This is a genomic window from Pseudomonas sp. UBA6315 (genome assembly GCF_002438125.1).
GTDB classification, from domain to species: Bacteria; Pseudomonadota; Gammaproteobacteria; order Pseudomonadales; family Pseudomonadaceae; genus Aquipseudomonas; species Aquipseudomonas faucium.
In genome coordinates this window covers 15,979-27,979 of record NZ_DJTF01000040.1, presented here as the reverse complement: position 1 = coordinate 27,979, position 12,001 = coordinate 15,979, and the positions used below count along the sequence as shown (strand labels likewise).

The window sequence follows — 12,001 nt, the reverse complement described above, 5'->3', positions numbered from 1 at the left end:
CGGCCTTCCATCATCAGCGGGACCCACTTGGCGATCTGCGCGTGGTCCTCGGAGTACTGCATCGGGCGGAACAGCGGGCTCGCCTGCAGTGCGTCGTAACGCTTCTTGAGGAACTTGATGTTGTCATCGCCCCAAACGAAGCTCATGTGCGGGGTGGTGTTGATGAACGAGTGCGGGTTCTTCAGCACGCCCTGACGGACCTGCCACGACCAGAACTGGCGGGAGATCTGGAAGGCTTCGTTGATTTCGATGGCCTTGGCGATGTTGACGTTGCCGTCTTTGTCTTCCGGGGTGTAGTTCAGCTCGGCCAGCGCGGAGTGGCCGGTACCGGCGTTGTTCCAGCCGTTGGAGCTTTCTTCGGCCACGCCATCGAGGCGCTCGACCATTTCCATCGACCAGCTTGGCTCCAGCTCGTGCAGCCACACGGCCAGGGTGGAGCTCATGATGCCGCCGCCGACCAGCAGCACATCGACTTTCTTGGTTTCTGCGGCGTGCGCTTGCATGAAGCTCGCAGCGACAGCCAGACCCAGCAAGGTCTTGCCAGCTTTCTTGAACATTGATCAATTCCAGTCTGTAGAACGGAGGACGGGCCTGTGGCTGGCCCAGGTGTTTCATGTTCTTCCGCGCAGGCTTGTTATGGTCATTGTTCAGCGGCCAGAGAACCAGAAAACGACCCAGGCTATTGTCGAATTGACCGACAGGGCTGAATCGTTTCGCTGATTGTATTCTGAAATGCCAGCACAAACAAATTGCCGGCCGCGGCGTCAAGACGGCAGGTTGCCTCAGCGGCAGGTTGTCACGCTTGATTGCGCCGGGCGACCGATCGAGCAGTTGAAATGCCGGTGGCGGCAGACGATAGTCAAGGCTTCGGCCATCGCACTGCCCTACAGGAGTTCTCCCATGCTCGGCGTCACCGACTACGGCGCGTTCGTCATTGCCTTCATCATCATGCTGGCCATTCCCGGGCCCGGTAACTTCGCCCTGATCACCGCCACCGGCAAGGGCGGCATCAAGGCCGGCCTGGCGGCAACCTGCGGGGTGATTGTCGGTGACCAGGTGCTGCTGTGGCTGGCAGTAGCGGGCGTTGCCGCCCTGCTCGTGGCCTACCCCGCCGCGTTCCACCTGGTGCAGTGGGCGGGTGCCGCGTACCTGGCCTACCTCGGGCTGCGCATGCTGCTGAGCAAACCCGGCGGCGCACCGCGCGTCAGCCGCATGGACAGCGGCCACTACCTGCGCCAGACCCTGCTGATCACCCTGCTCAACCCCAAGGCGATCATGTTCTACATGGCGTTCTTCCCGCTGTTCGTCGACCCGGTGCGGCACCAGGGGCTGGTGACCTTTGGCTTCATGGCCGCAACCGTGGCGGTGGTGACCTTCCTGTACGGGTTGATTGCGGTGGTGCTGACCCACCACCTGGCCGAGCGCATGCGCGCCAACCCGCGTATTGCCAACCTGTTCGAGCGCTTGGCGGGGGCTTGCCTGGTGGGGTTCGGGATCAAGCTGGCGGCGATGCGCTGAGGGTTGCAGGGCAGTCCGATGTGCATATGTGGCACGCTCGCCTCCTCGCTGTAATCGCCTGACCAGGCCCCAGCTCCTGTAGGAGCTGGCTTGCCAGCGATGGGCCGCAAAGCGGCCCCTGCCTCCTGCAACTCAGCCCTCCCTTGCCATGACTCTCCGAAATAAGGGTTCCCGGCCCTGCTGTGGCCGAAATGTTGTAGGTCCTTTCGTAAAGTCACCAGCCCACCCACCAACTGATTGCCTCAACGAAACAGCCATCCTAGCCTCGGGAGCCCAAGCCTGACAGGAAGTAGCTAGTAGGCTACACTCGACAATGACAAACGAGATTCGCAGCACACCCCACTTCGATGACTGGCTCGCTGGTATCAAGGACCCTATCGGAAAAGCCGCGATTACCGCCCGTATCAGCCGAGCAGAATGCGGAAACTTCGGCGACACAGAGCCGGTGGGTGATGGCGTCAGCGAAATGCGTGTATTCATTGGGCCCGGCTATCGCGCGTACTACGTACGAACCGGCCAAACCCGCTATCTGATGCTCTATGGCAGCGACAAACGTGAGCAAAGTAAAGGCATCAAGCGAGCAAAGGAAATCCTGGACGATCTGCGAGGCAGGAAATGATGAGTAATAACTACAGCCCCGAAGAGATGCCGATCCTCGATCTGGATCTGAGCAACACAAAGCGATTTGAAGCGTCCCGGTTTCTCGATAGCCCTGAAACCATTGCGGCATACTTGGCAGAAGCTTTGAAGAGCAATGACACGCACGTCTTGATGCATGCCATGGGCGAAGTGGCAAAGGCGAGAGGCGTGAACAAGCTCGCACAGGATGCTGGCGTCAATCGCGAATCTCTTTACAAGACCTTCAAGGGAGGCAGCAAGACGCGCTTCGAGACCATCCAGAAGCTTATGCAGGCATTGGGTGTGGAGTTGACCGTGAGACCACTGCCTGAGCCGGCTATACGTGCCGCCGAGTAAACGGACGCGTCTGAACCACTTGAGCCCGGAAAACGCCAGTGGTGAGCAATCACCCGAGTAAATTGCCAAAACGAAAAAGCCCCTGGAAACTCTCGTTTCCAGGGGCTTCATCTTGTATGGCGGAGAGATAGGGATTTGAACCCTAGGTACTGTTGCCAGTACAACGGATTTCGAATCCGTCCCGTTCGACCACTCCGGCATCTCTCCAATGCCGCGCATCATACCAGCGAATTCTGAAAACGCAAACCTTTATTTTCAAAAAAATCGCGTGGTATCAGGCGCTTGCGTGAACGCGCCGGTTACAGCGGCACGCCCAGGCGCTTGGCAACTTCTTCGTAGGCTTCGATCACGTCGCCCAGGCCCTGGCGGAAGCGGTCCTTGTCCATCTTCTTGCGGGTTTCCTTGTCCCACAGGCGGCAGCCGTCGGGGCTGAACTCGTCACCCAGGACGATCTGGCCGTGGAACACGCCGAACTCCAGCTTGAAGTCGACCAGCAGCAGGCCGGCGTCGTCGAACAGCTTGCTCAGCACTTCGTTGACCTTCAGCGACAGCTTCTTCATCTCCACCAGCTGCTCGGCGGTGCCCCAGCCGAACGCGACAACGTGAGATTCGTTGATGAAGGGGTCGCCCTTCTCGTCGTTCTTCAGGAACAGTTCGAAGGTGGACGGCTCCAGCTTGATGCCCTCCTCCACGCCCAGGCGCTTGACCAGGCTGCCGGCGGCATAGTTACGCACCACGCACTCGACGGGGATCATGTCCAGCTTCTTCACCAGGCACTCGTTGTCGCCCAGCAGCTTGTCGAACTGAGTCGGCACGCCGGCTTCTTCGAGCTTCTGCATGATGAAGGCGTTGAACTTGTTGTTCACCATGCCCTTGCGGTCGAGTTGTTCGATGCGCTTGCCGTCGAACGCCGAGGTGTCGTTACGGAACAGCAGGATCAAGCGGTCGGCGTCGTCGGTCTGGTAAACCGATTTGGCTTTGCCGCGGTAGAGTTCGTCGCGTTTTTCCATGGTGGAGGGCTCCGCTTGCTTGAGTGTTGGGCTAGGCGATTTCGCGCCAGTCGAGCCCATGTTCCTGATTCGCCACCTGGAGCCAGTCCGGGTCGCACCCAAGGGTGTCGACAAAGCACTGGCGGGCCAGTTGTGGCAGGTTGTTCTTGCTGCTGAGGTGGGCCAGCACCAGGTGTTGCAGGTTGCTCCAGCCCAACTCTTGCACCAGGCTCGCGGCCTGGTGGTTGTTCAAATGGCCTTGCATGCCGCCCACGCGCTGCTTGAGGAAGTACGGGTAGTGCCCGCGCGCCAGCAGGTCGCGGCAGTGGTTGGCTTCGATCAGCAGGGCGTCCAGGCCTTGGTAGCGCTCCAGCAACCGGGTGTCGTAAGAGCCCAGGTCGGTGAGCATGCCAAAGCGCCGGCGGCCGTCGCTGAGCACATACTGCAGCGGCTCGTAGGCGTCGTGCTCGACCCGCGCCGCGCTCACGTCCAGGCAGCCGATGCGCAAGGTGTCGCCACAAGCGAGAAAACCGGCCACCTCCACCGGCTTGCGCAGGCCGCGCAAGGTCCCTTGGCTGAGGTAGACCGGTACATTGTAGCGCCGTGACAGCAAGCCCACCCCATGCACATGGTCGGCATGTTCGTGGGTGACCAGCACCGCGCTCAACTGCGCCGCCGACACCCCGAGCAGCGCCAGGCGCCGCTCGGTTTCGCGCAGGGAAAAGCCGCAATCGACCAGGATGAACGTGTCACCACTGGCGATCAGCGTGCCATTTCCCTGGCTGCCGCTTCCAAGTACCGCGAAGCGCACTTAACCCAGGTGGTCCTGAATGGCGCTCAGCACGCGGCGGGCGACATCGGCCGGGGCCACGGTGTTGATGTTCTTCTCGACTGTAACCTGCACGCTCTCGCCCACCTTGCTCAGGCGGACCTGGTAGCGCTCGGCACGGGCTTCACGCTCTTCCTTGGTCGGTTCGCTGCCGAACATGCGGCTGAAGAAGCCCGGCTGGTTCTGCTTGTCGTCCGGCTTTTCCGACAGGTTGATGTAGTACAGGCCCAGGCTGCGGTTGATGTCCTCGACACGCCATTCGCCACCCTGCTCCAGGGCACGGCCCACGCCGGACCAGGCGCGGTCCAGGTCGGCGCCCAGGTACAGCACCGGGTTGCCGCTGCCGTCTTCGCTCAGGCTGACGCGGCTTGGCGCGTCGAAGTCGCGCGCGGCCAGCAGCGAAACCGAACCGCCCTTCTCGGCGCTGCGGTTCATGCTGGCGAGCATTTCGTCGACCAGCAGCGCATCGGCGCCGGTGTTGCTGGAGCTGGACGGGAATGCGGTGTCGGCCGTGCTGCCCGCCGGGCGCTCGACGCTGACGATGTACACCTCAGAGGTGTTGCGCTGCACACCAGGCTCCATGCGAACACGCACGCGCACTTCGCTGTCACCGCTGCTGGCGGTGCTGGCCAGGCGCTGGCCGAGCGATGCCGACAGTTCGTCGAAACGCTGCCAGGTGGTGTTGAATTCGCCGGTTTGCGGGCGCTCTTCAGCGATGCGGAAACCGTTGTCCTCGAAGAACTGACGGGCCACCGGCCAGACTTCGGCCGGCGAGCGCTGGGCCAGCACCCAACGGCTGCTGCCGCTGCGCTGCAGGGTGAAATCGTTGACTTCGGCACCGCCAACCAACGGCTGCGGGCGCGGCACTTCGAACTCGCCGGTGGCGCGGTCGTCGGCCACGTTGCGCGGGATCGGCAGCAGCGGGTCGAGGCGCTTGACGCTGCTGGCGTCTGGCGGCAGCTGCATCGGCGCGGTGGGGTGGGCCTGCAGGTAATCGCTGCCGCGGTCGCGGAAATAGCCATCCTCGCCCCACAGCCAGCCACACCCACTGGTGCTGGAGATAATCAGGGCGAGCGCGGAAAGACCAGCCAGTCGCTTCATGCGGTGTACTTCCTCTTAAACCAGTACGCCGGACTGGCGCAAGGCAGTACGGACTTTTTCGTGACAACCTTCGCTCAGCCAGGTCAGCGGCAGGCGAATGCCTTTGTGCATCAGGCCCATTTCCACCAGCGCCCATTTCACCGGGATCGGGTTGGCTTCGCAGAACAGGTCCTTGTGCAGCGGCATGAGTTTTTCGTTGATCGCGCGGGCCTTCTCGGCATTGCCCTCAAGGGCGGCCTCGCACAGATCGGCCATTTCGCGCGGGGCGACGTTGGCGGTAACGGAGATGTTGCCCTTGCCGCCCATCAGGATCAGCTCGACGGCGGTCGGGTCATCGCCGGACAGCACGATGAAGTCTTCGCTCACGCCTTCGATGATGGCCTTGGCGCGCACCAGGTCGCCGGTGGCTTCCTTGATGCCGATGATGTTCGGCACGCTCGACAGGCGGATCACGGTCTCGGCCTGCATGTCGCAGGAGGTGCGGCCGGGTACGTTGTAGAGGATCTGCGGGATGTCGACGGCTTCGGCGATGTGCTTGAAGTGCTGGTACAGGCCTTCCTGGGTCGGCTTGTTGTAGTACGGCACCACCAGCAGGCAGGCGTCGGCGCCGGCGTTCTTGGCGTTCTGCGTCAGGTGCACGGCTTCGGCGGTGGAGTTGGCGCCGGTGCCGGCGATCACCGGGATCGGCTTCTTGCTGTGCTTGACGCGCTCGACCACATGCTTGATGACCAGGATGTGTTCTTCGACATCCAGCGTGGCGGACTCACCGGTGGTGCCGACAGCGACGATCGCGTGGGTGCCATTTTCCAGGTGGAAGTCTACAAGTTTGTCGAGGCTGCCCCAGTCAAGACGCCCTTGTGCATCCATGGGTGTGACCAATGCCACCATACTGCCCGCAATCATGTAACTGCTCCTGCCGGAAAAAGAGAGCGGTAATGGTACTGGGGGCATCGGCCTTGCACAAGCGAAGCAGGCGGGCGGAGCATTCCCCTCGGCGCCTTATTTCGCTACCCTTGGCCCTTTGATCGGTGCAGCGCGGCCCGCCGGGCCGTCGACCCTGCTCCCCGGCCTGCGTCCACGTCCTCGCTTGCGAGCCCCGGGCCCTGCCGACAGGAGGCTTTTGCCCGTCCTGCATCGACCGCTCATCGCTTTAGGAATGCTGCATGTCCACCCCCACCGTCCGCGAACAATTCCTCGTCATCAGCGCCTTGGGCCCCAACCCGATGGAGCTGGCCAACGTCCTCAGCCGCGCCGCCTTCGAAAACCGCTGCGCGGTGGTCACCTCGCGCCTGAGCCGGCATGGCGAGACCAGCGCCCTGGTCCTGCAGGTGGGCGGTAGCTGGGACGCCCTGGCGCGCCTCGAATCCACCCTGCCGGGCCTGGGCAAGAAGCACGGCCTGACCCTCGACGTGGTGCGCAGCGCCGACCAGGAGGTACGCCCGCAGGCCCTGCCTTACGTGGCCTACGTCAGCGCCGCCTACCGCCCGGACATCATCAACGAGCTGTGCCAGTTCTTCCTCGACCACCGCGTCGAGCTCGAAGCCATGACCTGCGACACCTACCTGGCGCCGCAGACCGGCAGCAGCATGCTCAATGCCCAGTTCACCGTGATCCTGCCGGCCGGCACCCAGATCAGCTGGCTGCGCGACCAGTTCCTGGACTTTGCCGACGCCCTGAACCTGGACGCGCTGATCGAACCTTGGCGCCCACAGAACCCCGTGTAAGGAAACCTGCCATGGCTGTAGCAATCGACCAACCCGTCGCCGACTTCCAGGCCCAGGCCACCAGCGGCCAGGCCGTGAGCCTGAGCGGGCTCAAGGGCCAGCAGGTGGTGCTGTATTTCTACCCCAAGGACAGCACCCCGGGCTGCACCACCGAAGGCCAGGGTTTCCGTGACCAGCATGCAGCCTTTGCCGCGGCCAACACCGTGGTGTTCGGCGTGTCGCGCGATGGCATCAAGTCGCACGAGAACTTCAAGGCCAAGCAGGGCTTCCCCTTCGAGCTGATCAGCGACAAGGACGAGGCGCTGTGCCAGCTGTTCGACGTGATCAAGCTGAAGAAGCTGTATGGCAAGGAATACATGGGCGTGGACCGCAGCACCTTCCTGATCGACAAGGATGGCGTGCTGCGCCAGGCGTGGCGTGGGGTGAAGGTACCGGGGCATGTGGATGCCGTGTTGGCGGCGGCCCAGGCGCTGGACAAGGCTTGAGAACGAACGGGGCCGCTTCGCGCCCCATCGCCGGCAAGCCGGCTCCCACAGGTACAGCGTGCATCGCACCTGTGGGAGCCGGCTTGCCGGCGATGGGGCGTGAAGCGGCCCCGATTGCATTCAGAGTATCGGTGACACACTCGGCTCCTGCCGCGGCCATGCATCCAGCACGGCCTTGATCAGCGTCGCCAGCGGGATGGCGAAGAAGATCCCCCAGAACCCCCACAACCCGCCAAACAGCAGCACCGCGCAGATGATCGCCACCGGGTGCAGGCTCACCGCCTCGGAGAACAGCAGCGGCACCAGCACGTTGCCATCGAGCGCCTGGATGATCGCGTACACCGTCATCAGGTAGATGAACTGGTCGCCCCAGCCCCACTGGAACAGCGCAATCAGCGTCACCGGCACGGTCACCACCACCGCCCCCACATATGGCACCACCACCGACAAGCCCACCAGCAGCGCCAGCAAGGCGGCGTAGTTGAGCCCCAGGCTGATGAAGGCGATATAGGTGGCGACCCCGCAAATCAGGATCTCGATGCCCTTGCCGCGGATGTAGTTGGCGATCTGCCGGTTCATCTCGCTGCCCACCCGGTTGAGCAGGCTGCGCTGGCGCGGCAGGTAGCCGCTGACCCAGCGCCCGATCAGCTCGCGGTCCTTGAGGAAGAAGAAGACCAGGATCGGCACCAGCACCAGGTAGATCATGGCGCTGACCAACAACGGCAGGCTCGACAAGGAGAAGGTCAGCGCCCACTGGCCGAACTTGCCGATCTCGCCACGCACCGACTCGATGGCGCGCAGCACCTGCTCGTCCGACACCAGGTGCGGGTAGCGCTCCGGCAACAGCAACAGCAGCGATTGCCACTTGCTGAGCATGCCCGGCAATTCGTTGAACAGGGTGATCAGCTGGTGCCACAGCAGCGGCACCAGCACCAGCAGAACCACCGCCAGCGCCCCCATGAACAGGGCGAACACCAGCATCACCGCGAGCCGGGTCGGCACCCGGATGCGCTCCAGGGCATTGACCAGGCCCTGCATCAGAAACGCCAGCACCATCCCCGCCAGCACCGGCGCGAGCATGCCGCCAAGGGTCAGGACCGCGGTGAAGGCCAGGAACAGCAGCACCGCCAGCACCACCGCCTCTTCATCGGAGAAGTAGCGATGCAGCCAGTCGCGAAGCACTTTGAACATTGACGATCCTTGATTGAGACTCAGGCCTTGCGCAGCCAGTAGGTATAGGTGCCGGCCTCGGCCGTTTCACGCAGCAGCGTATGACCGGCCAACTGGGCAAAAGTGCGGAAGTCGCGCTGGGAACCGGCGTCGGTGGCGATCACCTTGAGCACCGCACCACTGCCCAGGCGATTGAGCTCCATCTTCGCCTTGAGCAGTGGCAGTGGGCAGTTCAGCCCGCTGGCGTCGAGTTCGGCGTCGCAGGTCAGGGTGTCACTCATCGGGGCATTCTCCACAGGCGGGGCAGACAGGCTGGCTAGGATACCGCCACTGGTCGCCAACGTGTGAGCCGGCTACAGTAGGTGCTTTATCCGACGCGAGCTTCGTGCATGAACCTACTGCGCCCCACCCTGCTGACGCTGGCCTGCCTGATGGCCCTCCCCGGCCATGCTGACGACCTGCCATCGCTGGGCGACGCCAGTTCCGCGATCGTCTCGCCACAGCAGGAACACCAGCTCGGCCGCGCCTGGCTGAGCCTGCTGCGCGGCCAGGTCAACCAGCTGAACGACCCGCAGCTCAAGGACTACGTCGAAACCACCGTGTACCGCCTGGCCGAAACCAGCCAGCTGCAGGACCGGCGCCTGGAATTCATCCTCATCGACAGCAAGGAACTCAACGCCTTCGCCGCCCCTGGCGGCATCGTCGGGGTCAACGGCGGCCTGTTCCTCAACGCCCAGACCGAAGGCGAATACGCCTCGGTGCTGGCGCACGAACTGGCGCACTTGTCACAACGCCACTTCGCCCGCGGCGTCGAAGCCCAGCAACGCATGCAGCTGCCGATGATGGCCGCGCTGCTGGCCGGTATCGTGCTAGCAGCAGGCGGCGCGGGCGACGCCGGTATCGGCATGATTGCCGGCACCCAGGCCGCGGCGATCCAGGAGCAGCGGCGCTTCTCCCGGCAGAACGAGCAGGAAGCTGACCGTGTTGGCATCCAGAACCTGGAAAAGGCCGGTTACGACCCGCGCAACATGCCGACCATGTTCGAACGCTTGGCGCGCCAGTACCGTTACGATGCCAAACCGCCCGAATTCCTGCTGACTCACCCGGTGACCGAATCGCGTATCGCCGACACCCGCAACCGCGCCGAGCAGGCGCCCAAGGGCGGCGTCGAAGACAGCCAGCGCTACCAGCTGATTCGCGCACGCGTGGCGCTCACCTATGAAGGCACGCCCGGCCTTGCCGCCAAGCGCTTCCGCGCCCAGCTCGACGAAGACCCGAAGCTCGATGCAGCCCGCTATGGCCTGGCCCTGGCGCAGATCAAGGGCGGCCAGCTCAACGAAGCACGCGAGAACCTAAAGCCGCTGCTGGCCAAGGCGCCCAACGACATCACCTACAACCTGGCGCAGATCGACCTGGACATCACCAACAACCGCCTGGCCGATGCCCAGCAGCGCGCCGAGCGCATGCAAGGCCTGTATCCGGGCAACTACCCACTCAAGCAGGTGCGCGCCGACCTGCTGGTCAAGCAGAACAAACCCGCCGAGGCGGAGCAGGTATTGAACGATCTGCTCAAGAGCCGCCCGGACGATCCGGACGTGTGGTACGACATGGCCGAAGTGCGCGGGCTGTCGGGCAACACCATTGGCCTGCATAGGGCGCGGGCCGAGTACTTCACCCTGGTGGGGGATTTCGACCAGGCGATCCAGCAGCTCGATTACGCCAAGCGCCGTGCCGGGGGTAACTTCCCGCTGGCATCGCAGATCGACCAGCGCCAGCGCGAGATCATGGAGCAGCGGCGCATGGTGCAGGAGATGATGGGGCGTTAAGGGGGGCTGCGTTGCAGCCCAATCGCCGGCAAGCCGGCTCCCACAGGACGGTGCAATACCTGTGGGAGCCGGCTTGCCGGCGATTGGTTCAAGCGTTACCCGAAAGCTTCAGCCGCGCCGCCTGGGTAAAGTCCAGCATCCGGTTCAACGGCTTGATCGCCTTGGGCACCAACGCCGGGTCGACGAAAATCTCGTTGCTGCCGTTACGCAGGCAATCCAGCACCCGCTCCAGGGTATTCATCGCCATCCACGGGCAGTGCGCGCAGCTGCGGCAGGCCGCGCCGTTGCCGGCAGTCGGCGCCTCGACGAACTCCTTGTCCGGGCACAGCTGCTGCATCTTGTAGAAGATGCCGCGGTCGGTGGCGACGATGAAGGTCTTGTTCGGCAGCGTCTGTGCAGCCTTGATCAGCTGGCTGGTGGAGCCCACCGCGTCGGCCAGTTCGATCACCGCTTCCGGCGACTCGGGGTGCACCAGGATCGCGGCGTCCGGGTACAGCGCCTTCATGTCGGCCAGCTGGCGCGACTTGAACTCTTCGTGGACGATGCACGCACCGTCCCACAGCAGCATGTCGGCACCGGTCTGCTTCTGGATGTAGCGGCCCAGGTGCTGGTCCGGCCCCCAGATGATGGTTTCGCCGTTGTCCATCAGGCTTTCGACGATCTCCAGCGCACAGCTCGAGGTCACCACCCAGTCGGCCCGGGCTTTGACTGCCGCCGAGGTGTTGGCGTAGACCACCACGGTGCGTTCCGGATGCTGGTCGCAGAAGGCCGAGAACTCTTCGACCGGGCAACCCAGGTCGAGCGAGCAGGTGGCCTCCAGGGTCGGCATCAGCACGCGTTTTTCCGGGGTGAGGATCTTGGCCGTTTCGCCCATGAAGCGCACGCCGGCGACGATCACCGTTTCGGCGGGGTGGTTCTTGCCGAAGCGGGCCATTTCCAGCGAGTCGGAAACGCAGCCGCCGGTTTCTTCGGCCAGCGCCTGGATCACCGGGTCACAGTAGTAGTGGGCGACCAGCACGGCGTTCTGCGCCTTGAGCTCGGCAGCGATGGCCGCACGGTATTCGGCCTCCTGCTCGGCGGTCAGCGGGTTGGGCTGCTTGGCATCGAGGTGGGCCTGAACCAACAGGCGTTCGGAAATCTGGGTCATGATCGCGGGACCTGCAGGCGCGCATGCGCGTCGAATCGAGTGTACCACCCGGCCCTGGCAGATCGGCTAAGGGTGCCGGACGGCAGGCATGCCGCCACGGCCCTCTGCGGGCGCGGATTATTATGGGACGCCGAAGGCTACAGACAATCAAGGGATTTCTAAAGCGGTTTTTGTGTTGCCTGAAGGGCCCTATCGCCGGCAAGCCGGCTCCCACAGGTGCTGTTGTGGGAGCCGGCT

Annotated in this window: 14 protein-coding genes and 1 tRNA gene; 6 read left to right on the top strand and 9 right to left on the bottom strand. The window is 63.6% G+C overall.

Annotated elements, in window-relative coordinates; translation table 11 throughout:
- Positions 1-557: malate:quinone oxidoreductase (locus B3E94_RS05035; protein WP_286912560.1), on the bottom strand; the 557-nt coding region annotated here is incomplete at its 3' end.
- A 343-nt stretch (positions 558-900) separates the two neighbouring features.
- Here B3E94_RS05035 and B3E94_RS05030 point away from each other — a divergent pair.
- From B3E94_RS05030 to B3E94_RS05020, 3 genes are all read left to right on the top strand, one after another.
- On the top strand, positions 901-1,518 hold the full coding sequence (locus tag B3E94_RS05030) for a LysE family transporter (RefSeq protein WP_236193583.1): 618 nt from the start codon (positions 901-903) through the stop codon (positions 1,516-1,518).
- 313 nt (positions 1,519-1,831) lie between these two features.
- Positions 1,832-2,137 carry a type II toxin-antitoxin system RelE/ParE family toxin gene (locus B3E94_RS05025; RefSeq protein WP_286912558.1) on the top strand — a complete coding sequence of 102 codons (306 nt, stop codon included), beginning with the start codon at positions 1,832-1,834 and terminating at the stop codon, positions 2,135-2,137.
- Positions 2,137-2,493 carry an addiction module antidote protein gene (locus B3E94_RS05020; RefSeq protein WP_286912556.1) on the top strand — a complete coding sequence of 119 codons (357 nt, stop codon included), beginning with the start codon at positions 2,137-2,139 and terminating at the stop codon, positions 2,491-2,493. Before B3E94_RS05025 ends, B3E94_RS05020 begins: the two co-directional genes overlap by 1 nt.
- A gap of 117 nt (positions 2,494-2,610) precedes the next feature.
- Here B3E94_RS05020 and B3E94_RS05015 read toward each other — a convergent pair.
- From B3E94_RS05015 to dapA, 5 genes are all read right to left on the bottom strand, one after another.
- Positions 2,611-2,700: transfer RNA gene (locus tag B3E94_RS05015), tRNA-Ser, on the bottom strand.
- A gap of 92 nt (positions 2,701-2,792) precedes the next feature.
- Positions 2,793-3,503, bottom strand: a complete 711-nt coding sequence (gene purC / locus B3E94_RS05010; protein WP_016392503.1) for a phosphoribosylaminoimidazolesuccinocarboxamide synthase — start codon at positions 3,501-3,503, stop codon at positions 2,793-2,795.
- 31 nt (positions 3,504-3,534) lie between these two features.
- Positions 3,535-4,293 (bottom strand): MBL fold metallo-hydrolase, encoded by a 759-nt coding sequence (locus B3E94_RS05005; protein ID WP_176518123.1) that lies wholly within the window; start codon positions 4,291-4,293, stop codon positions 3,535-3,537.
- Entirely contained in the window at positions 4,294-5,412 is a 1,119-nt protein-coding gene (gene bamC / locus B3E94_RS05000; RefSeq protein ID WP_286912554.1) for an outer membrane protein assembly factor BamC, read from the bottom strand. It abuts the gene before it with no gap.
- 15 nt (positions 5,413-5,427) lie between these two features.
- Complete coding sequence (gene dapA / locus B3E94_RS04995) at positions 5,428-6,315, bottom strand: 4-hydroxy-tetrahydrodipicolinate synthase (protein WP_236193589.1); 888 nt, start codon at positions 6,313-6,315, stop codon at positions 5,428-5,430.
- Between the two features lie 260 nt (positions 6,316-6,575).
- Between dapA and B3E94_RS04990 the strand changes: the two genes are divergently transcribed.
- Together B3E94_RS04990 and B3E94_RS04985 are read left to right on the top strand one after the other, a co-directional pair.
- A complete protein-coding gene (locus tag B3E94_RS04990; protein WP_008097509.1) occupies positions 6,576-7,136 on the top strand; it encodes a glycine cleavage system protein R in 561 nt (186 codons plus the stop codon).
- A gap of 11 nt (positions 7,137-7,147) precedes the next feature.
- A complete protein-coding gene (locus tag B3E94_RS04985) occupies positions 7,148-7,621 on the top strand; it encodes a peroxiredoxin (protein WP_286912552.1) in 474 nt (157 codons plus the stop codon).
- A gap of 120 nt (positions 7,622-7,741) precedes the next feature.
- Here B3E94_RS04985 and B3E94_RS04980 read toward each other — a convergent pair whose 3' ends face one another.
- Positions 7,742-8,812 (bottom strand): AI-2E family transporter, encoded by a 1,071-nt coding sequence (locus tag B3E94_RS04980; RefSeq protein WP_286912551.1) that lies wholly within the window; start codon positions 8,810-8,812, stop codon positions 7,742-7,744.
- A gap of 20 nt (positions 8,813-8,832) precedes the next feature.
- A complete protein-coding gene (locus B3E94_RS04975; RefSeq protein WP_236193595.1) occupies positions 8,833-9,072 on the bottom strand; it encodes a sulfurtransferase TusA family protein in 240 nt (79 codons plus the stop codon).
- Between the two features lie 108 nt (positions 9,073-9,180).
- Here B3E94_RS04975 and B3E94_RS04970 point away from each other — a divergent pair, with 108 nt between their 5' ends.
- Positions 9,181-10,617: a M48 family metalloprotease gene (locus tag B3E94_RS04970; protein ID WP_236193597.1), complete on the top strand. Its 1,437-nt coding sequence runs from the start codon at positions 9,181-9,183 to the stop codon at positions 10,615-10,617.
- Positions 10,618-10,705: 88 nt separating this feature from the next.
- On the opposite strand, the gene nadA is transcribed toward B3E94_RS04970, so the two are convergent.
- A complete protein-coding gene (nadA, locus tag B3E94_RS04965) occupies positions 10,706-11,764 on the bottom strand; it encodes a quinolinate synthase NadA (protein ID WP_019472564.1) in 1,059 nt (352 codons plus the stop codon).
- Positions 11,765-12,001 lie beyond the last annotated feature (237 nt).

Bases quoted from the DNA above. Each gene is read 5' to 3' on its own strand.
- purC (WP_016392503.1), bottom strand. From the start codon at position 3,503: ATGGAAAAACGCGACGAACTCTACCGCGGCAAAGCCAAATCGGTTTAC.
- nadA (WP_019472564.1), bottom strand. From the start codon at position 11,764: ATGACCCAGATTTCCGAACGCCTGTTGGTTCAGGCCCACCTCGATGCC.
- B3E94_RS05025 (WP_286912558.1), top strand. From the start codon at position 1,832: ATGACAAACGAGATTCGCAGCACACCCCACTTCGATGACTGGCTCGCT.
- B3E94_RS04990 (WP_008097509.1), top strand. From the start codon at position 6,576: ATGTCCACCCCCACCGTCCGCGAACAATTCCTCGTCATCAGCGCCTTG.
- B3E94_RS04985 (WP_286912552.1), top strand. From the start codon at position 7,148: ATGGCTGTAGCAATCGACCAACCCGTCGCCGACTTCCAGGCCCAGGCC.
- bamC (WP_286912554.1), bottom strand. From the start codon at position 5,412: ATGAAGCGACTGGCTGGTCTTTCCGCGCTCGCCCTGATTATCTCCAGC.
- B3E94_RS04980 (WP_286912551.1), bottom strand. From the start codon at position 8,812: ATGTTCAAAGTGCTTCGCGACTGGCTGCATCGCTACTTCTCCGATGAA.
- B3E94_RS04970 (WP_236193597.1), top strand. From the start codon at position 9,181: ATGAACCTACTGCGCCCCACCCTGCTGACGCTGGCCTGCCTGATGGCC.
- B3E94_RS05030 (WP_236193583.1), top strand. From the start codon at position 901: ATGCTCGGCGTCACCGACTACGGCGCGTTCGTCATTGCCTTCATCATC.
- B3E94_RS04975 (WP_236193595.1), bottom strand. From the start codon at position 9,072: ATGAGTGACACCCTGACCTGCGACGCCGAACTCGACGCCAGCGGGCTG.
- B3E94_RS05020 (WP_286912556.1), top strand. From the start codon at position 2,137: ATGAGTAATAACTACAGCCCCGAAGAGATGCCGATCCTCGATCTGGAT.
- dapA (WP_236193589.1), bottom strand. From the start codon at position 6,315: ATGATTGCGGGCAGTATGGTGGCATTGGTCACACCCATGGATGCACAA.